The sequence below is a fragment of the Psychrobacillus soli genome, assembly GCF_006861775.1.
Classification (GTDB): Bacteria; Bacillota; Bacilli; order Bacillales_A; family Planococcaceae; genus Psychrobacillus; species Psychrobacillus soli.
The window spans coordinates 22,247-47,712 of sequence record NZ_VDGG01000028.1; the positions used below are offsets into that span (position 1 = coordinate 22,247).

Here is a 25,466-nt window from a genome sequence, read left to right on the forward strand (position 1 = left end):
TCCATGCATGGTCTACTTAGAAAAAGATATATTCAAACATCCTGTGAGCAAAAACTTTATGCAGTCCAGGAAGTTTTATTAAAAAAACGTCCACGAAAAGAAATTGCCACAGAATTGAATGTGAGCGTCAATTCCGTTACCACATGGATAAAAAAATATAAAGAATACGGAGAGAATAGCTTCATCTCCTCCGCACAATACGAAATAAAGCGATTAAAAGAAATTGAAAAGCATTATTACGAGCTTATAAACATCGATAAAAAACAAAGTTACGTAAAATGACAGAAAGTTTACCTCATTTTTTCTAAGCACCTTACACTTTACATTCACTATGAAAAATCAGAAACTTCGAGAAAAACTTGATGAAATAATCATTTTGCCAAAAAACTTAGTTGTGTACCCTTCTAAAATGAATTGTAATGGACATAGGAACGCTTTAAATTTTAAATACACATCCAGGTTGGAAACAATGTTTCATCGCTTCCAACTTGGATGTTATTTATGTATATGCTCTTACTAGCTACAATTATTTCGGCAACACTACCACCCGATCTCCCACTTGAAAACTCGCATGAATACTTTCAATTACATCAATGGTGTTTGTACCCGTATCTACGGTGAAATGTATTTCCCTACCTTGGAATAATACATTTCGAACCCCCCCCGGAATCCCATTTCCTTTTTTACTTAAGGTTAATTGTTCTGGTCTAATTGGACATTTCGATTGCCTTTTCATATCTTCTGTTATATCTGGAATTTGCCACTTCACTGTTTCATCTTTTAATGGGAAAAAATAGTTCTCTCTCCACTTGCCATTTAACACATTTGCTTTCCCTATAAATTTCGCTACAAATTCAGTTTTAGGCGTAAAATAAATTTCCTTTGGAGTTCCTATTTGTTCGATCTTCCCATTGTTCATCACAACAATTTTATCCGCCATTGCTAATGCTTCACTTTGATCATGTGTGACATAAACAATCGAAGTATTCGTTTTTCGATGAATGGTTTGGATTTCATTTCGCAGTTCTATTCTCAATTTCGCGTCCAAACTACTTAAAGGCTCATCCATCAACAACAGTGCTGGGCTTGGAGCTAATGCTCGAGCAATTGCTACACGTTGCTTTTGTCCACCAGAAAGATCCCCTGGCATTCTTTCCGCAAAATCTTGAAGTCCTACGAGTGAAAGCATCTCTTCTACTCTTTTTGTTTTATTTTTATGTAAACTAGATGTAACAAAACGATGATATTTTAATGGAAATGCTACTTGCTCCTTTACTTTCATATGTGGCCAAAGTGCAAATGCTTGAAAAACCATTCCGAGATTTCTTTTTTCAGGAGGCATGCTATTGTTCGCATTAGCTACTAATTCATCATTCATGTAAATGGAGCCTTCTGTTGGTGTTTCAAAACCTGCGATTAGGCGTAATAGCGTAGTTTTGCCGCAGCCAGATGGACCGACGATTGCCACAAACTCCCCATCTTCTATGGTCAAATCTATTCCCTTTAATGCTTGAAAGCCATCAAATGTTTTTTTTACATGTTGTAATCTTGTACTCACCCTTTACTCAACCTCCGCTTCCACCAATACTGAATACCGTAAACGATTAAGGCTAACAAGAGCATCAAGCCTAATATAACAACCGATAAAGCAGAGGAGTGCGTTGTATAGCCCGCTTGCTCAAAATTATAAATAACAATACCTATTGTTTCCGTACCACTAGACCATAAAAGCGAAGAAACAGTTAGTTCTGTCAGCGTAGTCAATAATACTAAAAATGCGCCACTCACTATTCCAGATAGTAACAATGGCAATAAAATAGTTTTCCATTTAACGAAAGTACTTGCACCAAATAAATGCGCCGCTTCCTCTAGATCGATAGACACTTGCGATATGGCTGTCATACTTCCCCTTACTTGTAAAATCATAAATCGCGTAATATAGGCGATTAACAATATCCAAGCTGTTCCATACAGTCCTGGATTCCATCCCGGAATTGGCTGCATCCATGCAAAAATCATCGAAAGTGCCATGACCATTCCAGGCAATGCATAAGGTAATCCGACAATCACTTCTACAAAACGCATAATAGAGGAATTCTTTCTCGATCTTATGTAAGCAATCATCGTTCCAAAAACAGCACAAATGAATGTAGTAATGAGCGCTAATTTCAAACTAGTGCCCATAGACTGTAGAACCTTATCGTATTCAAATAATACATATTGGTAGTGCTTTAATGTAATATTTTCTCTAATAAAATCCAAACCGTATGCGCGGATTAAGGATGTTTTGACCATCGACAATAATGGCACAATACTAATGCCTAATAGAAAAATCCATAAAGGAATTTCCAACCATTTTCTTCTTTTCCCAAGTATATAGCGAGGACTCTCATCGATGCTCGCTGTTTCACTTAGTTTGGACTTTCGGAGTAAAAACCATTGCAATCCTGTACCAACAAAAGCAACGAGTGCAAGTAGAACAGATAAAGTTGCAGCCCGAGCAAATGCATTTGGACCAAAGCCAATGACCTCTTGATAGATGGCTGTACTCAAAACCGTTATATTAGCAGGAATACCAAGAATAGCAGGGATGCCAAAATTGTCTAGGTTCGACAGGAATACGATCATCCCGCCTCCTACAATTCCAGGTAAAGCCAAGGGAATAGTCACTCGCTTAAAAGCAACCCAACTACTACCTCCTGACGAACGAACCGCCCACTCCAATTCTTTTGGAATTCTTTTCAGTACAGTTACGGTAAATAAATAAACGAGTGGATAATGGGAAATACCTAACACAAAAATAATACCCAAATGACTATTTAAATGGATATCTATTACATCGATACTATTGGCAAACTGGGACCAAGCAATCGTCACGATATAAGATGGAATAACAAACGGGATGATAATAAATATTTGTATTACTTTCTTCCACCGGATATCTGTGTATGCCATAACCCAAGCCGTCCCTACTCCTAATAGGAGAGCGAACAGAGTAGAACCTACTACAACGATTAATGTATTTTGAAGCATCGACCAAGTCGATGCTTCCGCTAGTATAATAGTGTAATTGATCAAAGAAAACTGATCATTGTGCTTAAAACTCATGACAAAAAGTCTAACGATTGGCAGTAAAAAAAGTAGAATAATGAGCAGAAGGCTTGTGAGGCCAATTAATCTTTTCATCATTTTCATACTAAAACCTTTTTTCGTTATCGTTTCTGGAGTAACTACTTGTGTCATGCTATGAACCTACCTTTTTGATTACTCACCAAACATTTCTTTAAACTTAAGCTTGTCCTCATCACGCGTTTTGATTAACTCGGAAACCGGTGCAGAAATTACCTTTAGTTCTGAGATAGATTTTAAACCTTCTGGAGCTGCAACACCTTCACGAATTGGTGTATAACCGATTTCTGCAGCTAATTTTTGACCTTCTTCCGATACGACAAAATCAATAAATGCTTTTGCAGCATCTGGATTTTTGGCATCTTTCATTAAACCAATTGGCTCCGTAACTACAGGTACACCTTCTGCTGGATAGACAAGATCAACTGGTGAACCTTCAGCTTTACCTCTAGTGATTAAATAATCTACTACCATTGCATACGATTTTTCTCCGCCTGCGACTGCTTTTAATGCTGCTCCATTCCCTTGAACAACTGAAACTTCATTAGCTTTTAAGTTCTCATAGTACTCCCAACCAAAATCAGCTTGACGTGTAATGACACCAAGATTATATGCTGCAGCACCTGAATATAAAGGACTTGGCATAATCGCATTACCTTTCGCAACTTCCTCCGTTAGAACATTCCAAGATGTTGGCAAGTCAGTAACGTCATTTGTATTCACTGCAAGAACGGTTGCCATTATTTTAGTTCCAGCGTACATAAAATCAGCATCCACAAAATCAGCTGGAAGATTGCTATATTCCGGTGACTCGTATGACTCTAATAATCCTTGTTCTTTTAAACTCTCAAACGTAACATTATCTGCTACAAGTAGAACATCTGCTTGAACCGATCCAGCTTGCTTTTCAGCTAATAATTTCCCAATAACTTCTTCTGTACCAGAACGGAAAATCTTTACTTCTACATCTGGATAAATTTCATTAAACTTATTCACTAAAGCTGTTGCATCTGTATCCGGCTGAGATGTATAAAACTGTAACTCGCCTTCCACTTTCACTTCCTCTTCTGCAACTACTTCTTCTGCTGTTTCCTTGTTTGAACTGTCAGATGAAGCTGTATCTGTACTTTCCTCTTGTTCTTTGCTCGAACATGCAACCAATAATAAAATTAGTGCAAACATAAATGTGACGAATGTAAACTTTTTCATTGAATTGATCCCCTTTCATTCTCCTGATATTTTCGTTAAAGCATTCTCTCTTTCGAATTTATATTACTTGTGAATTGTAAAGGTAGAATACGCTACAAGTTAACGAATTATTAAGATGATAATAATCAAAGGAGAAAAACTACTAGAATAGTTTTTGAATTGTGCGAGTGACTGTTATTTTGTTTACCATCTTTGTAAAAATAATCCTAAGGGCAACCAATTATGCCATGAAAGCAACCAAATGATCGGCGTAAGCAACCAATTCACCCACGAGAGCAACCAACTAAACAGCGAAAGCAACCAGTTTCTCCTCGAAAGCAACCAACGCAAAAACGGATACAGGTCCAACTTCCATCAGACCATATACCCTATCTTTGAATTCACATTAAATTGTAAATAACACCTACCCGTTAGTAAGGTAGGTGTTATTTGGCGATTACTTATTGAATTGCATTAAATCTTTCACGAATTATATGGGTGACTGGCACTTATTTATTTCCCAATAAATTGTTGTGTCCAGTAGAAACCACTATCAGATAATCCTACTCCGATATGTGTATAAGAGGGATTCATGATATTTGCTTTATGTCCAGGTGATTTCATCCATGCATCCATTACTTCTGTTGCACTGCGTTGTCCCATCGCAATATTTTCACCTGCTGATTTATACGCAATGCCTAGAGATTTCATTTGGTCAAATGGTGAGCCATATGTTGGGCTCGTATGAGAAAAATAGTTTTTATTTTTCATGTCTTGCGATTTTGCTTGAGCCGATTCCGTAAGTTTTGTATCGATTTGCAATGCTTGTAGTCCAGCTTTTGCTCGTTCACTATTTACTAAATCAACAACTTGCTGAATTGTAGAAGAAACTTGTACATTTTCTTTGTTTTGTTCTACTGATGGCTGTACTGGAGTAGCTGGTTGCTCAGTAGCCCGTGCTTGTTCAGGTACTTCATTTTTCTGTGGAGCATTATGGCTGTTTTTGTGAGATTTGTTAAAGTTATATTTATATTGATATGGAGATTTCCATGTATGTGTTTCATAAGATTTTGCTTCTGAAGTGGTATTTGCATTTCCAGTAGTCATAGATGCCTCGACAGTATGTGTGGAAAATAACAAACTTCCTGCTGCAAGTACCCCAACTAGTAATGAATAATTTTTTTTCATTATTGTCTCCTCCTTCTTGTGCTCCCTCAGTATAAACATAGAATGCGAGTTTTTTTACTATAAAATATTCCAGTGAATCCATTTAGAGTGGCAAATCCATTTAAAACAGCTGTTCTACTACAAAAAATATGGATATTTTATCCTCAGCGTTTAATTATTTCATCTAGAATACTGTTGACAGTTTTGTATATCTGCTTCAAAGAATGGATTACTGTTAGATAATAGAACAGTAAACGTTAAATAGTGCCCACCTGTTAACCGGGTGGGCACTGCATTATGGAAGTTCTTTGATTTGGACTTTTTATTTATCTTAAAAATAATGGTATTTAAGGGGAGCTCTGTTTCACTCATAGGGACGTTTCACTATATAAAACCTGATAACACTGATTGATTTGTCGTTGCAACTCTTCGGATACTTGCTCATATAAAACTAAGTCGATTTTCAATAGTGTATCTAACTCATTCTCTATTTGTTCAGTTACCAATAACCAATCTTTATCCGATATTCTGGGTGCTTTAATCGCTAGATCAATATCAGAGAGATTATTAAAATCGCCATGGGCACGGGATCCAAATAACAAAACAGCTTGTATTTCGTGTTATCTAGTAGCTATTTCTCTTAATTGGGCTATGAGCAACTCATTCATTTTTATCGAATTCCTTCATATATTGTCTTTCCAGGTTATGAAAAGTTGTTTTCATTGTTGGAAAATAACGGACGATGTTTTCTAGAATTTTTCTAGCCATTTCTTCGTCATAAGCATTAGAAGTTTCATTTCGATCTTTAAGCATTTGTAGCCAAGCTTGCTCATCTTGAAGCCATCCAACTTGATAAGCCTCTTTCAATGTTTCTCGAGGAGTTTTTGCTTCAATTCCTTCACTAAGTAGCAGTCTTTTTAACATTTTCCAATAGACCTCTATAGTAAATTCAAAACGTTGAATCGTTCCATCAACTATTAAGCTATTCTCTTGATTTTCATTTAACGCTTCTTCTAAACGATCTAAAGCCTTTTTTAGGTTTGTGAAGCTTTGTATTAATTTACGATTTGCTTCTTCCATCGAAAATTCCCCCCATCAAAGTGCTATTAATTCATATTATACCATTAGTTAAAGGCGGAGGTTTATTGCGAATGTCAGAATTGTTCCTAGAACGCGGTTTAATATTTTGAATAAAACCACCTATACTGAGCACATTAAACTCAGGGAGGTGACGATGCCATGGTGAAGAAAAATAAACCAAACTTTAAGAAAAAAGAACCTAATTCAAGAAACAACAATCGTGAAGAATTTGCTGAAGAGCTAGATGTAAACCAAACTAAACAAAAAAACGCACAACAAAATAATCAACAGAATCGCTAAAACAATTTTAAACATAAATACAATAGAGTATAATAGTGTTTTTTGTACAGGATTTATTTAAGAGTTACAAATTTAATAAGTCGAGTGTCGCTGGATCGAAACCAGTCGAGACTACCTTTAGAGAAGCCTACAAGTATTGAAATTTCTATGTTTGTAGGCTTTTTCTCTATTTATAAATCTCAAAAAACTTGTACACCTTCAGCGTGCATTTTATCTTTGATTTCCCGCAAGTTGGTCAGTTCATTTGCAAATAAAAGAAATGACTCCTTATCATGTGCATCGAGTGCTTCGTTTATTTTAAAATTCAAATGAATAGTTTTTAGCTCCAAATCTAAAACAGAGCAAATACTGCCGTTATTATAAAGATCTTCCATATCTTCCACATGCATAAGAAAGCGAAATTCGCCGTTGACAGTAACTAAAAAGTGCCATCCAAGGCAATCTACGTATTTTCGTTCATTTGTAATGGTCCAAACATCCCCTTGATGGAACTCAATGAGATGTTGATGCTTTTGCCCCGGGCAGCAGCAGCTCACTTCATGCTGAAAAAACTCTAGTATAACAAAACGGTCATTCATAGTTATTCCTCCTTCATTCATCTTCGTTTTTTAGGTGTTCTTTAATTAGAGCTCTCTTTGTAATTTAAGTAGTTTAGGCTTGTTGCTTATCAATATTTCTACCTGTATCGTTACTTACTATTTATTAACATGTAAGAGTAGCTTTTGAATTTTCAATTGAAAACGATTATCATTTTCACTTACTATTGTATATGATAATGATTATCAACGTCAATCTTATTTACCGCTAACTTTCCTATATAGTTGTTTTGTTACATAGCAGGATTCCAAAATACCTAGATAAATATAGTAATTCTACCTAGATTATTTTCATAAATCATTTCCATAAAGTTTTATGTTCTTAACATGCTGTTTTTCAAGAAGTGCATTTTCCTGAGAGAGGTCTTATTTGTATCAACCTGAAACATCTTCATCCCTCTTAACTTTTCAGATTTCCTTTGTCACACTAATTATAGATTTTTCATATGAGCTACTTTAAGTTGGAGAAGTGATCTTAAACAATTACAAAAGCACCTCCTGATACTTCCATCGTATCAGGAGGTGCTACTTGTTTATATTTACTAGTTTACATTATATTTGACGCTAACTTATTTAATGGTGAACTGTCAGAATTATCCCTTGCACAAGGATGCTTTTTTTATCAATTTTATCATGAAATTCACAAAATGTAAGAGTAGTGCAGAGTTGTTTCGAACGCAAAAATGCCTTTTGATTTGTTCAACGTAGTGGGAACACGACGCTATCTTTCCTTTAATTCATCTACTTCCGACTTACTAATTCCAGCAGCACTTATTTCTTCAATTTTGTCAGCCGGAACGTGCCCAAAGTCTTTGACCATCCATCTCATCCATCCAACAATCATGACAATCATGATAAAGATGACTGGGACACCCGTGATGATGGCACTCGTCTTAATCGTATTCAAATCTGCTCCTATAAAGATCATTGTTAATGGAACTAATGCCAACATAACACACCAGAAAAGTCGATGCATTGGATGTGGATCTTCATTCTCCTTTAACTTTGGTGTTGCTGTAGAAGCCATTGTAAATGCAGCTCCATCTAATGTAGTTGCAAGGAATAATACAGAAACCGTACAGAATAATACCATGAAAATACTACTTAACGGTAAGGTTTGTAACACTTCAATTATTGCACTATTGTCTTTGCCGTCCCCCAGCATACCAACGACATCAACCATTCCTCGTAATTGACGATCCATCGTCAAGCTTCCAATAACCCCAAAGAAAAAGAAACAACCAACACTTCCACTAACCAATGTATTGGTAATAACAGAGCGGAGTGTTCTACCTTTTGAAACTTTGGCTATAAATATCCCTGTAAATGGCGCATACGTTATCCAATATAACCAATAGAATATAGTCCATGCTTGAGGAAAACCTGATTGTCCGATTGGATCTGTAAATAAACTCATTTGTAAAAAGTTTTGTAACATTAAACCGATGGCATTCGTGCTATTTGCGATGATAAAAAATGTTGGTCCCAGAATAAGAACACCGACACATAAAATAATCGCCAATTTCGTCGTCCAATTTGCAATACGTGCCATCCCTTTTTGCAAACCTATATATGAACTTAACGAATAAACAATAGAAATAATAAGGATTAATACAATGTTCATCGCAAATGATGGTTCGATTCCAAGAACATTACTTAAAACCTCATTTACCAATGGTACAGAAACACCTAATGTTATACTTAAACCTCCAAAACAGATAAAGATAAACATGACATCAACAATTCGTCCGATAATACCGTTTTGCTTTAAGCCTGTAATGGAGCTAATGATCGAACTTAAACTAAGTCCTTGATTTTTTCGTATATAAATATGATAACAGATTGGTATACCTACTAATGCATATAAAGTCCAGGCACTAAGGCCCCAATGGAACATATTGTATGGTAATGCCATTTCGAAAGCCTTTTGAGTATTCGGCTCAATACCAAGACCTGGTGTACCAATATAATAAGCCCATTCGATGAATGCCCAATAGACTGTAGCGGATCCTAGTCCACAAGCAATCATCATCGAAATCCATTTAAAAGTGGAATATTCCGGTTTCGTATTTCCTAATCGGATTCTACCGAATTTACTAAATGCTACAAAAACAAGAAGTAAAACTCCCAAAAATGTAAATAACAACGTTACAGAACCAAACCATTCTGTCATTTTCCCAAAAATATTATTGGCAACAGATTGTGATTGAGCTGGCTGAAAGTATAATACACCAACGACAATTAGGACAAGTGCAACGCTTAAAGAGATTAATAACTTATCAACTTTATTTGTCATAATTACTCTCCATTCTAATTTCTATTTATCTTAGTGGCATCACCAAGATCTAAAGCTGATTTTTCTTCTTTATATTCTATACATTTCTATTATGGTTTCATCTAACTCGACACCTAGTCCAATCACATCTGGAACTTTTACGTAACCGTTTTCAATTGGAATTAAGTTTTTTACTAGTTTCGTAAATAACGGACTCGTACTTTGCGAGTATTCCATTAAGTCACCGTCTTTTGTTGCAGCTAGAAATTGAACCGTTGCAGCTAAAAGTATTCCTGTACTAAATCCATGAGGAACCAGTTTAATTCCATTCATTTCAGCGATATCGTTAATGATGCGCATTTCACTTATGCCACCACAACGAGTAATATCTGGTTGTATAATATCTGGTTGAGCCTGTTTTATAAAATCATCAAATTCAAATCTTGTAGTTAATGATTCCCCACCAGCAAGTTTTGCTCCTGATAAATTCGCTAATTTGCGATAGCCTCTCATATCATCAGCTAATACTGGTTCTTCAATCCAATTTAATTGGAAAGGTTCCACTTTCTTAACCATATGTGCTGCATGACTATACGTTCGCCATTTAGAAGCTAAATCAATTTGTAATTCAAAATCATTCCCTAATTCTTCCCTAACTGCTTTAATAATTTCATAATCGGTTTGCGCATCATCACCTAAGATACCACCACCGAATTTCAAGCTCGTAAAGCCCTTATCTTTTAGTTGACGTGCAATTTTCTTATTCTCCTCAGGTGTATCTGCAGGGATAAATGTACCATACGCTCGGATTTTCTCTCTATATTTCCCTCCTAATAGCATATAAATAGGAACTTGATAGAATTGAGAAGCGATATCCCATAACGCAATATCAATCGCACTCATCGCATGAATCCCTGCCCCACGTCTTCCTAGATAATTCGAAGACCAATACATTTTATCCCAAAGTTTTTGAATTTCTAAAGGATTTTCTCCAATTAAAAGAGACTTTAATCCCGAACAGTATAGATTTGAGTTCGGTGCCTCGATAACCGCTTTAGCTACTATTGGAGAGGTATCGCTTTCACCAATCCCTATAAATCCATTATCTGTGACTACTTTAACAATAAAAGCATCTTCTCCCCATTCACAAGCTTGGTCGATTGGAGGAACCCTAAGCGTAATTACTTCTATATCTGCTATTTTCATTAATAAACTTCCTTTTATTAAAATTTTCTCAACCTTATTTATATCAATTATTCATAAATTACAAATTATGTTATAATACATAAGGCAGAATCCTTTAAAGTACGTATGGTTGCCCCCATCTATTTTAATATGGATTCTGTTTTATTCTGTCCAACCAGTTTCATCAAAAGCAAACTTTAGTACTGCATTTTTACTGATCATTTCCCAATCCATTTCAATCCCCAATCCATTTCCTTTTGGCGCATGAACGTAACCGTCTTGATCCGTTCTAATTGGATTGATTGCCCCAAATTCCAATGGCTCTACCGGAACTGCTTGTTCAAAAAAATTACTATTGGTACAAGCTAGCATCAAATGTAAATTTGCGGCTTGTGATAAAGTATATCCCCATGATTGTAGTTCAACTGTCATAGAATTCGCTTCTGCAATACCCATTATTTTTTTAGTTTGTGTTATTCCACCCGCTAGAGTAGCATCTACTCGCACACTTGACCAACAACCATTTTGAATCCCGTGCTCCAGTTGGTTCAAATGAAGCAATGTATTCCCTGCTGGAATAATTGGAATATCGACTCTGGATCTCAATTCCCTATAGCCTTCCAGATCGGTATCCGGTAGTGGTGCCTCAAACCAAAGATAATCATAGTTTTCCAATATCCTCGCAGCCTTTAATGCCTGCTCCCTTGTATATGCTGTTTCCACATCTAACATAAATGTAAGATTGGTATCCTTAAATTCTTCATGAATAGCTTTTACTAATGCCATATCTTCATCAAATGTGCACCAGGTATGAAACTTGATAAATTTATACCCTTGCTCTTTAAGGTCATGAACGTGTTCGATGTAGTCTTCAATACTAGGCAAAAATGGTGTACTTGCATAAGAAATAATTTTCTCCCTTGCTCCCCCTAACATTTGATACAAAGGCATTCCTGCGTATTTAGAAACTAAGTCCCATAAAGCAATATCAATCGGTGACTGGGCTTGAGGTGTCATTTGGACACATCGACTTGCCATTAGCGCATATATTTCTTCCCTTTGCAAAGCTGATTTTCCCATTAAGAATGGGATTAGATGGCGGATGGACTCTGCAAGACTTTTATCAACGCCTGCTTCTGTCCAAGAAATTGCCCCGCCATATCCTTCATATCCATCGTTAGTCTGAATTCTGACTATCGTATTTGTAATTGTCAGGTCAGAATAGTGCGAAGATGTCTTATATTTTGCGTCAGGACCTACTACAACAAACACTTCCACTTTACTAATCTTCAGTTTCATAGTATTTTCACTGCTCCTTTAACTTTTTGATATTGTAATGTTGATGTATCCCCCCTTTCAATAAATTGATTCTAGTCTAATAAATAAACATCTGGAATGTTTGTTTCAACAATATGTTGTCTTAGTGTTTCCAGTGCTATATCTAAAGATTTCCCATTAATGAGGATGTCAATTAACACCTCATGATCGTTTAGCCACTTTTCTAAGGTGCTAGATTTACTGTTTTGATATAAGAAATGTAGTCTAATTCGATGAACAATGCTTTCCCAAATTCGTATCACGTTATCAAGCTGGGATGACATAACAATAAGTTCATGCAATTGAATATCCAACTCAATGAATGTAGACAAATCTTCATATCGTGTGGCCTTTCTCATATTTCCACGAATTTTTTCAAATTGTTCCTTCGTATCATCGCCCCAAGTAGAAAAGCCTTTTCTTAAAGCATACGTTTCGATATGAAGCCGCATAGGAATTAACAATTCAAGCACTTCTTCCTGTGAAATGGTCGTTACTCTTGTATCTTTATATGGTTCAGAAATGAGAAGACCTTCCAACTCTAAAAGCAATATAGCTTCTCGTACAGATGTTCGGCTAACACCCAAATCTTGTGCTATCTGCAATTCTGTAATTTTTTCACCTTGTTGCAGTGCACCTTCAAATATCATTTTTTTTATTTGCTGTGCAATTTGATATTTTAACGAGTTTTTCGAAAAACTAGCACTCACTTATTTATTCTCCTTTTAACTTTGTCTATTTGTCGACAATGCCGTATTTTTAGTTATTATATTTCAAATACTCCTAATTGTAAATATTATTCTGTTAATAATTTAGTTCATCCCCATTTGTGCAAGTAAACAGAAAATGAATGAATCACTACCTTGGTCGGGGAAATAACAAGCAGAACTATTTTTTACCTTTCAAGTATTGAATCATCCATTGATGGAAGGGCTAATGGATGATTCAATACAATTTCTGTTCATACGTAAACGTTGGCGTCGATTGTTTCCTCACCAAATTCTTGATAATAGGAAAATGAGTTGAAATTGCGTTTTCTTGTCCTTTCCTACTCCTTCCTTATTGCACCAAGGTGGAAATAACACCAAAATAACACCAAATATTAAAGAAACAAAAAAAAACCTTCTACACTTTATTAATTCAAGTGTAGGAGGTCTTATAAGTATATGGTTGTCCCTGAGTAATAAACGATTCTGAATCGTTTATTACTCAAGGACGCGTTTAGGGATGTACCTAACAGGATTAACACCAACCATCATATTTTTTTATCCACTGCTCCGGAAGCTATAACAACATTATTCGCCATTTTCACTCCTGGATTAATGACAGCTCTGCCACCAATCCTTCCATTGTCTCCGATATGTATCGACTTTCCAAACTCCGCCCCTGTGATTCTTTCTTCTGTACTTATTAGGTAAATCTCCTCCTCGATTGAAATCCTTTACTTGAAGTATTCCTACAAACTTTGTAAGGGACTTGTTTTTTAACTTCGTGAATTTTTCTTTAGATAGTTTCCATTCGTGTTAGTGAAGTCAAAATTAGGTTCTTTTTCATCATCTACGTACGGAATAATATTAGCTGATAACCCGTGCTTCTTTTCAAAAGATACCAGGGTACAATCGCTTCTTATTTTTATTGGTTTATTTCCTAGTTAATAAAAAAACAGGTAATTATCTATATTGGATCATATGAACTTTATCCAAGGTGAATGTTGCACATTTGTTAGCACCCCTAGTTAAAGGGCAATAGTTTAATAAATAATTTATTTTCATCGGGATATACTTGTTTATCTATATAGAAGGCTACTACTTCACCTAAAATCATCTTGTTTTTCAAACAGAAATATATTTATAGAGGGTACGTTCCAATTTGATAGACGCATTTTTTACTCCTTGGATATTTTATCAATACCAGCTTTACGTTTCGCTATAAGAGTGTTCTCGTCTGACGTAATGATTTGCATTGTTTCTTACACTGGGACACGTTATTGGTTCACAGACTCATCGATCACTCTTCTAATATCGTCGACTTTATAATTCCCGTTTTCTTCTCGAAGAATAATATAGTACATATGTGGAATGTATATTTCACTATCCAGGCCTTGGTGTTCACTTATTTCGACATACTTGATATTATTCTTTTCATAACGAATTACTTTCGTATCTTCTGTCCAGAAAATGGGAGTCAAAACTAAGTGGCCACTATCTCTAGCTTTTAAAATCTCCCACATACAACTTCCGCTTGATAATGAACACCAAGCTGCCTTTTTCTTAGTTTATTGATTAGTTGAAATGGGGATTGCTGGAGAAAATTTTAACAACTAAATAAACCTAACTTTTCACATAAACTCTTACTCCTAAATAAAAGATTCCCAACCAATAATTAGTCGGGAATCAATTCAGTATCACCATATCAAAACTTCGAAATACTAGTTAATAATTCCTTCTCAGCATCTAATTCGCCTGTTAAGCGGACATTAGCTGAACGTAAATGTCCGATCAATCCTTCACGATAGGATTGCCTTACACAATGTGGTGCTAGCACATCGATTCCAGCTTGTTCAATTCTTTGATAAGTAACAACTTTTAGGAATGTACCTACCCATACTCCTCCAGTATATTTTGCTGCTTCATTGGTAGGTAAAATATGATTTGTGCCACAAACTTTGTCAGCGTATACTACAGATGCATTTTCTCCTAAAAAAAGTGAACCGTAATTTGTTAGACGATTTAGGTAAGACGCTGCATCTTTTATTTGGACATGTAAATGCTCGGAAGCTAGATCGTTTGTTACTTCAATTGCTTCATCTAATGTGGAAGTAAGAATAATTTGGCCTCTAGTCTCCCACGAAACTCGGGCAACCTCCGCAGTCGGAAGTGTTTTCAATTGTTGGTCTATTTCGGATTGGACTGCTAATGCTAACGTTTCACTGTTTGTGACTAGTATCCCTTGTGCATGAATATCATGTTCAGACTGTGCCAGTAAGTCGGATGCAATATATTTTGGGTTGGCATCTTCATCTGCTAAAACGAGTACTTCGCTTGGTCCGGCTAGTAAGTCTATTCCTACTTTTCCATGAACTTGTTTTTTAGCTTCCGTAACGAATCTATTACCCGGTCCAGTAATCTTATTTACAGGACTAATAGATTCAGTTCCATAAGCTAAAGCTGCTATCGCTTGTGCTCCTCCAACGCTAAATATTTCGTCCGCTCCAGAAAGACTAGCTGCGACTAGAACGGCTGGGTGTATTTCACCATTTTTCATTGGTGGTGTACATACCTGTACTTTTTCAACACCTGCAACTTTTGCTGGAATAATAGCCATTTGAGCTGAAGAGAGGAGAGGATATCTGCCTCCCGGTACGTATGCTCCAACCGATTCAATAGGGATCACTTTTTGACCTAAAAATACACCTGGAATCATTTCATTTTCGAATTCAGAAATAGAATTTCTTTGAAGCTCTGCGAAACTTTTTATACGTTCTATTGAAAACTTCATATCTTCAAGTAAGGTAAGCGGTAACTGTTTCTTTGCTTTATCGATAGAATCTGCGGAAACTTTTATAGTATCCAACTCAACACTATCAAACGCTTTTGAGTACTCAAATATCGCCTGGTCCCCTTTTTCAATAACGTTGCTAATAATAGATTGTACCGAATCTTTTAAGTTTTGCTCTTCACTTTTTCCTTGTGTAACGGCTTTTTTAATGTAATTAATCATCATAATTTCCCCCTGTTTTGTTATTAATAGTCTTCCTGCATGATAAATTGTTTCGCACGTTCAGTTGATGGATTATTAAAGAATACTTCAGGAGGCGAATCTTCGACGATTACACCATTGTCCATAAATACAATACGATCCGCAACATCTTTTGCAAACTTCATTTCATGTGTAACTAGCACCATTGTCATCCCATCTTCTGCTAAACCTCTAATTACTCGTAACACTTCTCCTACTAGTTCTGGATCAAGGGCTGAAGTAGATTCATCGAATAACATTACCTTCGGATCCATTGCTAATGCTCTTGCTATAGCTACGCGTTGTTGTTGTCCTCCTGACAGCTGACTTGGATAATTCTTCGCTTTCTCAAGTAATCCGACTTTTTCAAGATTAAACTCAGCTATCTGTTTAGCTTCCACTTTACTTAAACCTTTTATAGTAACTAGAGCTGCCATAACATTACCTAGAGCAGTTAGATGATGAAACAAGTTAAACTTTTGAAATACCATACCAACTTCTGTTCTAAGTAAAGCGATGTGCTTTTCTTGGTTTTTTCTATTTTTATCTTCAAATGCATTTCCATTAATTTTTACGCTACCTTGCGTAGGATATTCCAAATAATTAATGCATCTCAATAATGTCGATTTACCAGATCCAGATGGACCCAGGATGACTACTTTTTCACTTTCCTTCACAACTAAATCGATACCTTTTAAGACCTCTACATTTCCAAACTGTTTATGCAAATCTTGAATTTCAATTATTGACTTAGACATATTTAGTAACTCTCCTCTCTAATACGCGTACAAGATAACCAAGAGGAATACATGCTACCAAGTAAACCAAAGCCGCTATTGTATAGGATTCAATTGTTAAGAAAGTCTGTGCTGCATAAGATTGCGTTGTTAAAATTATTTCACCCAATGTTATAAATGCGCACAAAGAAGTGTCCTTTAAAAGCATTACTAAATAGTTACCTAGTGCTGGTAAAGAAATCCTTATAGATTGTGGGAAGATAATCTTCCGTAAAGCTTGATGTTTCGTGTATCCCAACGCCAAGGCCGCTTCATTTTGACCTTTATCAATTGCTAGAATGGAAGATCTGAATATTTCAGACATATAACATCCATAGTTAATTCCTAAACCTATAACACCGGCTTCAAAAGCACCAAAATTCATATGAAAATCCGGAACGAAAAATGATACTACAAAACTAATTAACTCCGGTACTACGTAGTACACATAGAGCAACTGAACTAGCAACGGGGTACCTCTTATTATTTCTAGTAAAACTATTAAGAAACGATCTAATATTTTATTACCAGAAATACGTCCTACCGCGATCAACATCCCAATCATAAGTGCAAGCGCAAAAGCAAGTATTGCTAAAAGGGTAACAGTCTTCAAAGCGTCAAAAAGCGATGGAGCCAGTTCACTGAAAGCCCTTCCAAAATGGATTGTCATAACATAATCACTTCCCTTGTAAAACTTTGATTTCAATTAAAACTATTCAATTAAGTTATCTTCACCTAAGCCATATTTTTTTAATACTTCTAGTATAAAACCTTCATCTTTCAATTTTTGAAGTTCTTCACTTACAGCATCATAAAATTCTTCATCATCAAGGCGAATAGCTGCACCAATTTGCCCATCAAAGTGTGGTGTATATGGGGATGCTAATTTAATATTCAATGTTGGATCTGTTTTTATTGCAAAGGCTGCTGTGGCACTATCCGTCACTGCTGCATCTATTTTTTTCGTATTTACAGCAAGCAGTAATTCTGCTTGAGAACCAAAAATTTTCACTTCTTTTATTTCTCCTTGTTTTTGTAACTCATCTAAAAATGGTTGAAATGTTGTACCTTTTTGAGCCCCAACTATCTTGTCTGATAACTGATCTAAAGAGGTAAGCTCGGAATCTTTTAACACAATTAAACCTTCTCCTTGTTGGTACCAAGGTTCTGTAAAATTCGCTACCTTTTTCCGATCATCATTGATGTACATTCCATCTGCTACTATGTCTGCATCACCTTTATTTAGTTCAATTAACATATTTTCAAATTTAACTTCTTTCATTTCAACTCTTTCAATGCCTAATCGTTTTGCTATTTCTTTAATTATCTCCGCATCAATACCAACGAACTCCTTTGAATCCTTGTCAATGTATGCAAAAGGAACATCATTTGAAGATATGACGGTCAAAACTCCTTTTTCTTTTATTTTTTCCAAGGTTCCTAGTTTAGTAGATGATGTATTTTCTTTCGCTGAAGAATTGTTACCATCGCTACTACATGCCGCTAAGACGATACCCAGTACTAAAATTAATAACACCATTAAATACTTTTTCATAAGTCGACTTATCCCCCTTTTTTATAGAAAGGAAATTCTTATCCCCTTCTCGAAACATTTAATATGCAATTTCTATGCCAACTTTTAATTTTCCACTTGGTTTAGCTTTCTGCTAATTGTACTTTGGCTTGTTTTTAGTACTTCTGCGACCTGTTGAGTAGATTTATATTTTTTGTAATATCTATTAACAATTTCATATTCAAACCATTTGACACGGTCTTTAAGTGACATGTCATTTTCTAAGGAAAAAATTTCATTTGTTATACTTTCATCGTTATCAATACTGCTCCTACGCGGTATTTCCTCGTTTATATAATCACTGTTATTAAAATACAAATATTTTATTAGTGAACTTTTATCTAAATCTATATATTCATCTTTACTTGTGACACAAATCCTTTCAATCGTATTTTTCAATTCTCTTATATTACCTGGCCATTGATGATTTAATAAACTTTGAATAGTTGTATTGGAAAAAGTATATTTCTTATCATATGAAATGTTTAAGTTATCTAATATAAGGAATATCAATGCTATTAGGTCTTCTTTTCTTTCCCGAAGTGGGGGTATCTTAATTGGAATTACGGATAACCGATAGTACAGATCTTCTCTAAATTTCCCCTTATTGACCATTTGTTCTAAATTTCTATTTGTAGCAGTAATAATTCTAACATCAGATTTTTCGGTTTTGTTCCCCCCGACTTTTCTAAAACTTTTCGATTGAATAAACTGCAAAATTTTGGATTGTAACTCTAATGACAGTTCTCCTATTTCATCTAAAAATAAAGTGCCTTTATCTGCTTCTAATGCAAGTCCTCTTTTCCCAGAGGATAAAGCTCCAGAAAATGCTCCAGGTTCATAACCGAATAATTCAGATTCAAAAAGATTACTAGGAATGGCGGCACAATTTACTTCAATTAATTTTTTATTTGATCTATTACTTCTTTTATGAATCCAGTGTGCTATTTCGCTTTTTCCTACGCCAGATTCTCCTAATAGCAATATTGTCGAATCAACCTGTGTGATCATTTCGAGCATTTCGTATACCCTTTTCATATGGTGGCTACTTGCAATAATTTCTCCTTGATTAAACTTTATTGTTTTCTTAATGGAGGCAAGTTCTTTATTGTAATCATCAAGCATTAATTCCATTCTTTGAACTTTTTCTTGAAACTTCAAGATTTCAGTAATATTAATAGAAGTGCTAATAACCCTACTTATCTCACCATTTTCAGCGAAAACAGGAATACCAGTTGCATATAATTTTTGCCCGATACTCGTTTCTTGAATTAAACTAACCGGCTTTTTTTCCTCTAAAACTTTAAGTGTTGTAGAATTAGTAAACAACCCACGGCTTACTAAGTCTTTGACATTGGTACCAATGAGTGATGCAGCATCAATCCCAAGATTTTTTTCACATTCCGGATTCACTTGAATACAAATACCTTGACCATCTGCTACAAAAATTTCATTTGTAGTATTTCGAAAAATTAAATTCAATTCATCTTCTTTAACGATTTGTTTATACAAATTAGTCCCTCCTCAGCCCAATTTATTTATTCAACTTTGAATAAATAACCCAAAAATGATTTGATTATTCAGAATTGAATAATCAAAAAAAAAAAAAGAAGCTACAATTGCCTGCTGAATATAGATTCAATTCTTCTTTCAGCTGTATCCTTCTATAAATGGGATTCTCCTTCAAAGGATTAAATCCTCTATTTTCATAAGAAAAATTAAAGTAGTTGCTTATAATGGTAGCAGAAAAATTGAATCATGATATTACGCTTAGAGAGTATATTTGGTTAAACAGCAATACATTTGAATTTCATGCGTCGATTTCGCATACTTCAGTCCACTTTGCTATGGCAAATGAATGCACTTATTCTACAAATAAAAATAGCAGCCGAAGATGCAATGATCGGCTGCTTGTAGTAATTTAAAATTAAATATAATGAGACTTCAGATTAATACATGGACTTAAATGGCTCATATTTTGTATAAAGGTTCTCACGACGGGTACGATCTAAAAAGGTAGTTGCTGCACCTGTTTTCCGGTTTTGATAGAGTTCGTCGAGGTCCACCGTTCCAGTCACTATCGTATGTGTATTTATCTCTGATTCAGCTACAATACCGTTTGGTGTCCATGGATTATCACATGGACTTAATATAGAGGATCGTCCATATCCGTTTGGTAATGGAGAACCAGGTTCACCAACTGTAGGGCAGTGAACAAAATAGACTTGATTTTCAATTGCCCGAGCCTGTGCACAATGACGTACACGCCAAAAACCAGCTTTGGTGAAAGTAAATGAAGGACAGAAAATGATTTCAGCCCCATTTATACTTAAAATCCTTGAAACCTCAGGTATTTCCGCCTCATAGCAAACAGCTAATCCAATTTTTGCAGGACCGATAGAATAGACTTCAAGTGAGTCTCCTTCGGAAGTTTGCCAATTTGCTTCTGCTGGGAAAATATGAGTCTTTTTATGTTCTACGAAAGAACCATCCTTATCAAAAATATAAGCGATGTTATAGTATTTATCTTCCCTACGTTCTAAATGTGAGCCAGCAATGATGATTTGCTGTCTATCTTTCGCAAGATTACTAAAAAAAGTTTTATACTGTGGCGTATACTCATCTATTTTTATCAAGTCAGCAGCAGTCAATTCCTCTGCATCTGGAAAACTTGCCAATAAACCTACAGTAAAAAGTTCTGGGAAAATGACATAATCAGAGTCTGAAGGAACTTGACTGATCAATTCTTCCACTTGATTTTGAAATTCTGCAAACGAAGAAACTTTCTCTATCCTAAATTGACAAGCAGTTATTTTAACCTCTTTCAATCATACTCCTCCTAAAAAAAGCTTTATAAAAGAAAATAAGATCACTATTATTAAGATTCTTCAAATGCATCATAGATTTCACCAAGTGTTGCAAACCACGCACCATTTTCTTCCATATACTTTATTAATTTTTCTAACATTTGAATCGTATGTGCTCTGCCAATTGTTTGTGGATGTGTGGTTAACACGTAACATGCACCCTCTTCATTATTAGCAGCATAATCAAAAATAGAAGCCCAACGATTATAAATATCTTCTACCGGTCTCATACCTTCTTGTCCACCAGTAATGTACTCCATTTGTGGAAAATCATCTAAGTACCAGGAGACTGGTATTTCCAAAACGCTAGAATTAGCTCCGAATTTATTTGCTTTATCTGAATGAACTTCAACTGTACGAGGATAATAAGGGTGTAAATCATTCCCCATTAAGCTACTATCATATTTAAATCCATATTTTTCAAGAATGCTAAGGGTATTTGGACTAAAATCCCAATACGGAGATCGGTATCCCCTAGGGGTTACACCAATTTTCGCGAGTGATTCAAGACCCATCTGCATAACCTTTTCTTCCTCTTCAAAACTGAGATTAGTAGGATTTTCATGGACATATCCATGATGAGCTACCTCATGTCCAGTTGCTACAACCTCTTTACAAATGTCCGTGAATGTATCTACAGTATGTCCTGGAATACACCACGTTGTTTTTATATCATACTTTTCAAAAAGCTTGAGTAAACGTGGAGCTGCTACCTCAGCCCCAAACTCGCCTCTTGCCATGTAAGCCGGGGATGTTAAATTAAATGAACCGTCCCAAATTGACTGCGCATCAAAATCACAACCAATATTAACTGCAACCTTTTTTCCTTTTGGAAGTCTAATTTTCCCACTTTTTTGCATGTTATTCCTCCTGTATTTTTGTAAATTTTAATTACTAAAATAGCTTGACCAACAGGGTTAAGATATGCACCCAAAATGCTAAGTAGACCTCTGCAGCAATATATGAAACTTATTTTTTCTTGTTCATGAAGTTAAATGAACAAATAGTGCCAGGCACCCGTAACATAAATGTAACAAAGGTGGATTTGTCGTTACGCACAGGGATACATGAAAAATGGTATGATGAAATAAAAGATTACGTGAAAAGGGGGAATAGAAATGTATCAACGAACAGGAAAAAAGAGAAAAACGGAGCATGTTATTTTAGGGGTGGATATGTGGACTAGTGACTTGATTGAGAAACTAAAAAAGTCAGGAACGTGGAATATTTCTGTGATCGATTATGAAGCAGAGGCGGACAAGCTTGCATTAGGATCTACTATCTTTTACTCTCCCGAATTGGCAAAAGAGGAACTAGCAAAATCTAAGAAAATAGTTTTCCATAAATATTTAGATCCCAACATGAGATGGTGAAATTGCTCTCCGCGCAAGACACAATTCTGAATTGCATCTTGCACGGGGACAAATCACGCAGGGACAAGCGCGGATGAGTAAAATGAATCTATTTCCTCAAAGTACTTTTGAACGGTCGATGTGGATACATCGAACATTGCCGCAATGTCTTTGTTCGTCCATGGGAACTCCTCAGCGGATAGACGTTCTCTTCCGAAGCGAATGGCGCCAGCTGCTACGGCTCCAGTTTTTCTTGGGTTTGGAGAGCATTCCATTAAATAGGAGTTGAAAATACGATGGAGCTCGTCGTTATTTACATCTTGCTCACTCATCATATCTTCGAATGCTACTAGCATTTCCATTTGCTTGGTGGTTATTTTAGGATCAATTTGTTGAGTTGTACTTTCTAATTGTTCACTTTCGTCGACGCTTCTCAGGCTTTCCTGATCGCTCTTTTGGCTTTCATTAATGAACATCAGGCATTCTAGCAAATGTTCTCGGTAAAATGCTTGTGTGTCTAGTTTGCTTTCTTTGGCAAGCTGTTTCACATGCTTCAAACCATCCGAAATCCAATTCGGCATGAATGCAAGGCTGGTAATCACCATTATGCCATTCAAACCACGACGGCTATTGGGCAGTACTATGCCTACTACATAACTTCCTACTTTAGCTGTTGAATCACCCTCTACCGAATCTAGTTCATAAACATTGCCATCTAAATATTCCTTCAATTTGATAATCCCTTGACTAGCCTCTAGCACTTCTCCAATAAGCATCATTGGGCTTGTCCACGTTTCAAGCACTTGAATAACGGAAGGGCGAACTGTTTTTTGCAATTGTTTTACTACGTATTTCTTCCAAATATCTTGCTTTTGTAGAAGTAAATAGTAATCTACTACTTGCTGTTGGATTTGATTTGGTGGCCAAAATCCTTTTAACCTCGCATTCCATTTGCCAAGTAGCATACGTAGCTCGTACATATCCTTTCTTTCTGGATATTCATTGTAAAAGTTTTGGATGATTAAATCCAATTCCTCGTCGGCCACTTGTTGAATCGACACGACTTCTTTGCCGCCATGACATTTTTTATACTTCTTTCCGCTGCCGCATGGACATGAATCATTACGTCCTATAGTCATTAACATCCCGCCTTTTCTTACTATCATATCGCTTAATGTCCTTGCGTTGCAAACTATTCTTATAGTGTCCTAGCGTTCAGCAAAATTCGACTCTATTCTGAATAAACCCACTATTGTAGCCTTTTGTCGAATGGATACAGACACAATTGGAACAACGGGGAATATTAGTCCCATCCAACTCATACGATGTATATTAAAAGGACTCAGGAGGAATTTTGTATCGTATGTTCTAGTTGTGGTTACGAACAAGCAGTCGGAAACTTTTGTGGAATATGTGGTTATAAATTAGAAGAACCAACTGTCTTGGTGAAAAAAAGAGCTTCCACTCAACAAGCTGAAGCGAATATTCATCTAGAAAACATCAAAAAGAAGTCCAAACAATATAAAATCTATTTTATGCAGCAACTAAGAAACCCTTCTCGTGCATTTGAACAAGGAGAAAAAGATTTTTCAAACGGTATGCTTAGCATTCTTTTGTTTGCCGTAGTGTACACTGTTTCTCTATTTTTAGTTGTGAATCGCAATTATTTTGGTGAGTCTTTAGGTTTTTTTCCATTTTTCGTTCAAATCATGTTCCTTACTCTCTTGCTGTTTGGCATTGGGGTATTTGCCCTTTTTATAGCGAATAACTTTTTTGGATCTCCACATTCTTTGAAAGCTATTATTAGTTTTTATGGAGGTCAATTGTCCCCATTTCTTATTAGTATTGCGATTTCCTTCCTACTAATAATCATTCAAACATTTACATATGGGAATATTATTTTAATGATTAGTTTTATATTCGCTTTGTTCGTATTACCGCTGTACTTGGTGAGTTTTTTGGCGACTAAAAAGACGCCTGGATTGGATTCTTTATATGGGTTTATCCTTTATATTGCGGTGTTTGTGCTGTTGTTTTTGATTTTGGTCACTATTTTGGCTGACACGATGCTAGGTACGTATCTCGATCGAATGGTTTACTTGTTTTAATTGAATGAATAAATGCGCAAAAAAGCTCTGCAGAGATTTTACTTCTCTACAGAGCTTTTCGCTTATTTTATTAGTTTTTCTCTAAGCTTTTGCAACAATCGTTCGCGTCTTTTTTTGATACCCGGTATTGTAATGCCAACGCGTGCCGCGGCTTGTTGGAGCGAGATTCCTTCGACAAAAATCCAAAGTAGCAGTTCTCGTTCGTTGTCGGTTAAGTTTTCTAGTGCATTTTCGAGTTCTTCGTGAACAAAACTTGTGACGAGCGGCTTTTCGAATAGAAGTAATAGTTTTTCATCTTCTACTACATCGACGTATTCTTCTTGATGTTTTTCTTTTTTCAACTCATCAAGCATGGATCCGTATATGCAACGATATGCGTATGGCGCGAAATCCCCTTTTGTATCATCGAACTTCATCCATGCTCTCCATAAAGCAATTCTACCTGCTTGTCTATACAGTTCATGATTTTTGTAAATATGCAATTTTCGGATGTTGGCGGAAATCATCGGTTCATATTGTAACAGTACTTCTTCAAATGTGCTCACTGTGCATTCCTTTTGACTCGTGCACGATTCGGTTATTCCTAGGTACGTTTAGGATAATCGGTTTCTAGCATTAGTACGAATGAGTGTATGCATAGTTTGGTTGTGTGAAACTGCAAGTTTTAGGTTGGAGGGTCTCTGATTTGTCCCTACAATGTTAAATAGATAGATAACAAAGTTAAAAACCATTGTTTTCAGGGTAAACAAGAAGTACCAATCACAGAACTTCCATCAATACCCACCCACATCAAAAGGAGCTGAAAACAATGGTTA

25 protein-coding genes and 1 pseudogene are annotated in these 25,466 nt (G+C 35.8%); 4 read left to right on the forward strand and 22 right to left on the reverse strand.

Going from position 1 to position 25,466, the window contains the following annotated elements:
- Positions 1 to 3 precede the first annotated feature (3 nt).
- Positions 4 to 282 carry a helix-turn-helix domain-containing protein gene (locus tag FG383_RS13545; RefSeq protein ID WP_142607928.1) on the forward strand — a complete coding sequence of 93 codons (279 nt, stop codon included), beginning with the start codon at positions 4 to 6 and terminating at the stop codon, positions 280 to 282.
- Between the two features lie 244 nt (positions 283 to 526).
- Here FG383_RS13545 and FG383_RS13550 read toward each other — a convergent pair whose 3' ends face one another.
- From FG383_RS13550 to FG383_RS13575, 6 genes are all read right to left on the reverse strand, one after another.
- Positions 527 to 1,558 (reverse strand): ABC transporter ATP-binding protein, encoded by a 1,032-nt coding sequence (locus tag FG383_RS13550; protein ID WP_142607929.1) that lies wholly within the window; start codon positions 1,556 to 1,558, stop codon positions 527 to 529.
- Positions 1,555 to 3,243 (reverse strand): ABC transporter permease, encoded by a 1,689-nt coding sequence (locus FG383_RS13555; RefSeq protein ID WP_142607930.1) that lies wholly within the window; start codon positions 3,241 to 3,243, stop codon positions 1,555 to 1,557. Before FG383_RS13555 ends, FG383_RS13550 begins: the two co-directional genes overlap by 4 nt.
- 21 nt (positions 3,244 to 3,264) lie before the next feature.
- Entirely contained in the window at positions 3,265 to 4,338 is a 1,074-nt protein-coding gene (locus FG383_RS13560; RefSeq protein WP_142607931.1) for an ABC transporter substrate-binding protein, read from the reverse strand.
- 492 nt (positions 4,339 to 4,830) lie between these two features.
- Positions 4,831 to 5,505: a CAP domain-containing protein gene (locus tag FG383_RS13565; protein ID WP_142607932.1), complete on the reverse strand. Its 675-nt coding sequence runs from the start codon at positions 5,503 to 5,505 to the stop codon at positions 4,831 to 4,833.
- A gap of 347 nt (positions 5,506 to 5,852) precedes the next feature.
- Positions 5,853 to 6,098: a nucleotidyltransferase domain-containing protein gene (locus FG383_RS13570; protein WP_142607949.1), complete on the reverse strand. Its 246-nt coding sequence runs from the start codon at positions 6,096 to 6,098 to the stop codon at positions 5,853 to 5,855.
- A 46-nt stretch (positions 6,099 to 6,144) separates the two neighbouring features.
- Entirely contained in the window at positions 6,145 to 6,564 is a 420-nt protein-coding gene (locus tag FG383_RS13575) for an HI0074 family nucleotidyltransferase substrate-binding subunit (protein WP_142607933.1), read from the reverse strand.
- 159 nt (positions 6,565 to 6,723) lie between these two features.
- On the opposite strand from FG383_RS13575, the gene FG383_RS20970 reads away from it, so the two are divergent.
- On the forward strand, positions 6,724 to 6,864 hold the full coding sequence (locus FG383_RS20970; RefSeq protein ID WP_185907947.1) for a hypothetical protein: 141 nt from the start codon (positions 6,724 to 6,726) through the stop codon (positions 6,862 to 6,864).
- Positions 6,865 to 7,043: 179 nt separating this feature from the next.
- Here FG383_RS20970 and FG383_RS13580 read toward each other — a convergent pair whose 3' ends face one another.
- From FG383_RS13580 to FG383_RS13645, 14 genes and pseudogenes are all read right to left on the reverse strand, one after another.
- Positions 7,044 to 7,442 carry a hypothetical protein gene (locus tag FG383_RS13580; RefSeq protein ID WP_142607934.1) on the reverse strand — a complete coding sequence of 133 codons (399 nt, stop codon included), beginning with the start codon at positions 7,440 to 7,442 and terminating at the stop codon, positions 7,044 to 7,046.
- A gap of 739 nt (positions 7,443 to 8,181) precedes the next feature.
- The gene (locus FG383_RS13585) at positions 8,182 to 9,756 is read right to left on the reverse strand and encodes a BCCT family transporter (protein WP_142607935.1); all 1,575 of its coding nucleotides are present in this window, start codon (positions 9,754 to 9,756) and stop codon (positions 8,182 to 8,184) included.
- A 69-nt stretch (positions 9,757 to 9,825) separates the two neighbouring features.
- Entirely contained in the window at positions 9,826 to 10,941 is a 1,116-nt protein-coding gene (locus FG383_RS13590; protein ID WP_142607936.1) for a mandelate racemase/muconate lactonizing enzyme family protein, read from the reverse strand.
- A 141-nt stretch (positions 10,942 to 11,082) separates the two neighbouring features.
- Positions 11,083 to 12,219, reverse strand: a complete 1,137-nt coding sequence (locus FG383_RS13595) for a mandelate racemase/muconate lactonizing enzyme family protein (RefSeq protein WP_142607937.1) — start codon at positions 12,217 to 12,219, stop codon at positions 11,083 to 11,085.
- A gap of 71 nt (positions 12,220 to 12,290) precedes the next feature.
- On the reverse strand, positions 12,291 to 12,947 hold the full coding sequence (locus FG383_RS13600) for a GntR family transcriptional regulator (protein WP_142607938.1): 657 nt from the start codon (positions 12,945 to 12,947) through the stop codon (positions 12,291 to 12,293).
- A gap of 545 nt (positions 12,948 to 13,492) precedes the next feature.
- Positions 13,493 to 13,636: pseudogene (locus FG383_RS13605) on the reverse strand (acetyltransferase); the annotation flags it as partial.
- Between the two features lie 585 nt (positions 13,637 to 14,221).
- On the reverse strand, positions 14,222 to 14,467 hold the full coding sequence (locus FG383_RS13610; protein WP_142607939.1) for a hypothetical protein: 246 nt from the start codon (positions 14,465 to 14,467) through the stop codon (positions 14,222 to 14,224).
- Positions 14,468 to 14,649: 182 nt separating this feature from the next.
- Positions 14,650 to 15,960, reverse strand: coding sequence for a histidinol dehydrogenase (gene hisD / locus FG383_RS13615; RefSeq protein ID WP_246097006.1), 1,311 nt, complete (start codon positions 15,958 to 15,960; stop codon positions 14,650 to 14,652).
- 20 nt (positions 15,961 to 15,980) lie between these two features.
- Positions 15,981 to 16,721: an amino acid ABC transporter ATP-binding protein gene (locus tag FG383_RS13620; protein ID WP_142607952.1), complete on the reverse strand. Its 741-nt coding sequence runs from the start codon at positions 16,719 to 16,721 to the stop codon at positions 15,981 to 15,983.
- Positions 16,722 to 16,725: 4 nt separating this feature from the next.
- Positions 16,726 to 17,421 carry an amino acid ABC transporter permease gene (locus tag FG383_RS13625; RefSeq protein ID WP_142607940.1) on the reverse strand — a complete coding sequence of 232 codons (696 nt, stop codon included), beginning with the start codon at positions 17,419 to 17,421 and terminating at the stop codon, positions 16,726 to 16,728.
- A gap of 42 nt (positions 17,422 to 17,463) precedes the next feature.
- On the reverse strand, positions 17,464 to 18,306 hold the full coding sequence (locus FG383_RS13630) for a substrate-binding periplasmic protein (RefSeq protein ID WP_142607941.1): 843 nt from the start codon (positions 18,304 to 18,306) through the stop codon (positions 17,464 to 17,466).
- Positions 18,307 to 18,390: 84 nt separating this feature from the next.
- Positions 18,391 to 19,836, reverse strand: a complete 1,446-nt coding sequence (locus FG383_RS13635) for a sigma-54 interaction domain-containing protein (protein ID WP_142607942.1) — start codon at positions 19,834 to 19,836, stop codon at positions 18,391 to 18,393.
- 437 nt (positions 19,837 to 20,273) lie between these two features.
- The gene (locus FG383_RS13640) at positions 20,274 to 21,152 is read right to left on the reverse strand and encodes a carbon-nitrogen hydrolase family protein (protein ID WP_142607943.1); all 879 of its coding nucleotides are present in this window, start codon (positions 21,150 to 21,152) and stop codon (positions 20,274 to 20,276) included.
- 50 nt (positions 21,153 to 21,202) lie between these two features.
- Positions 21,203 to 22,051, reverse strand: coding sequence for a polysaccharide deacetylase family protein (locus FG383_RS13645; RefSeq protein ID WP_142607944.1), 849 nt, complete (start codon positions 22,049 to 22,051; stop codon positions 21,203 to 21,205).
- A 258-nt stretch (positions 22,052 to 22,309) separates the two neighbouring features.
- Here FG383_RS13645 and FG383_RS13650 point away from each other — a divergent pair, with 258 nt between their 5' ends.
- The gene (locus tag FG383_RS13650) at positions 22,310 to 22,564 is read left to right on the forward strand and encodes a hypothetical protein (protein ID WP_142607945.1); all 255 of its coding nucleotides are present in this window, start codon (positions 22,310 to 22,312) and stop codon (positions 22,562 to 22,564) included.
- Between the two features lie 53 nt (positions 22,565 to 22,617).
- Here FG383_RS13650 and FG383_RS13655 read toward each other — a convergent pair whose 3' ends face one another.
- A complete protein-coding gene (locus FG383_RS13655; protein WP_185907948.1) occupies positions 22,618 to 23,682 on the reverse strand; it encodes a YecA family protein in 1,065 nt (354 codons plus the stop codon).
- Between the two features lie 303 nt (positions 23,683 to 23,985).
- On the opposite strand from FG383_RS13655, the gene FG383_RS13660 reads away from it, so the two are divergent.
- Positions 23,986 to 24,651: a YIP1 family protein gene (locus tag FG383_RS13660; RefSeq protein WP_142607947.1), complete on the forward strand. Its 666-nt coding sequence runs from the start codon at positions 23,986 to 23,988 to the stop codon at positions 24,649 to 24,651.
- Between the two features lie 62 nt (positions 24,652 to 24,713).
- On the opposite strand, the gene FG383_RS13665 is transcribed toward FG383_RS13660, so the two are convergent.
- Positions 24,714 to 25,196, reverse strand: coding sequence for a sigma-70 family RNA polymerase sigma factor (locus FG383_RS13665; protein WP_142607948.1), 483 nt, complete (start codon positions 25,194 to 25,196; stop codon positions 24,714 to 24,716).
- Positions 25,197 to 25,466: the final 270 nt, after the last annotated feature.

What these genes read in the sequence shown, in the direction of transcription:
- FG383_RS13545 (WP_142607928.1), top strand. Translation starts at nt 4, where the DNA reads ATGCATGGTCTACTTAGAAAAAGATATATTCAAACATCCTGTGAGCAA.
- FG383_RS13555 (WP_142607930.1), bottom strand. Translation starts at nt 3,243, where the DNA reads ATGACACAAGTAGTTACTCCAGAAACGATAACGAAAAAAGGTTTTAGT.
- FG383_RS13560 (WP_142607931.1), bottom strand. Translation starts at nt 4,338, where the DNA reads ATGAAAAAGTTTACATTCGTCACATTTATGTTTGCACTAATTTTATTA.
- FG383_RS13565 (WP_142607932.1), bottom strand. Translation starts at nt 5,505, where the DNA reads ATGAAAAAAAATTATTCATTACTAGTTGGGGTACTTGCAGCAGGAAGT.
- FG383_RS13575 (WP_142607933.1), bottom strand. Translation starts at nt 6,564, where the DNA reads ATGGAAGAAGCAAATCGTAAATTAATACAAAGCTTCACAAACCTAAAA.
- FG383_RS20970 (WP_185907947.1), top strand. Translation starts at nt 6,724, where the DNA reads ATGGTGAAGAAAAATAAACCAAACTTTAAGAAAAAAGAACCTAATTCA.
- FG383_RS13580 (WP_142607934.1), bottom strand. Translation starts at nt 7,442, where the DNA reads ATGAATGACCGTTTTGTTATACTAGAGTTTTTTCAGCATGAAGTGAGC.
- FG383_RS13585 (WP_142607935.1), bottom strand. Translation starts at nt 9,756, where the DNA reads ATGACAAATAAAGTTGATAAGTTATTAATCTCTTTAAGCGTTGCACTT.
- FG383_RS13590 (WP_142607936.1), bottom strand. Translation starts at nt 10,941, where the DNA reads ATGAAAATAGCAGATATAGAAGTAATTACGCTTAGGGTTCCTCCAATC.
- FG383_RS13595 (WP_142607937.1), bottom strand. Translation starts at nt 12,219, where the DNA reads ATGAAACTGAAGATTAGTAAAGTGGAAGTGTTTGTTGTAGTAGGTCCT.
- FG383_RS13610 (WP_142607939.1), bottom strand. Translation starts at nt 14,467, where the DNA reads ATGTGGGAGATTTTAAAAGCTAGAGATAGTGGCCACTTAGTTTTGACT.
- hisD (WP_246097006.1), bottom strand. Translation starts at nt 15,960, where the DNA reads ATGATGATTAATTACATTAAAAAAGCCGTTACACAAGGAAAAAGTGAA.
- FG383_RS13625 (WP_142607940.1), bottom strand. Translation starts at nt 17,421, where the DNA reads ATGACAATCCATTTTGGAAGGGCTTTCAGTGAACTGGCTCCATCGCTT.
- FG383_RS13630 (WP_142607941.1), bottom strand. Translation starts at nt 18,306, where the DNA reads ATGAAAAAGTATTTAATGGTGTTATTAATTTTAGTACTGGGTATCGTC.
- FG383_RS13645 (WP_142607944.1), bottom strand. Translation starts at nt 22,051, where the DNA reads ATGCAAAAAAGTGGGAAAATTAGACTTCCAAAAGGAAAAAAGGTTGCA.
- FG383_RS13650 (WP_142607945.1), top strand. Translation starts at nt 22,310, where the DNA reads ATGTATCAACGAACAGGAAAAAAGAGAAAAACGGAGCATGTTATTTTA.
- FG383_RS13655 (WP_185907948.1), bottom strand. Translation starts at nt 23,682, where the DNA reads ATGACTATAGGACGTAATGATTCATGTCCATGCGGCAGCGGAAAGAAG.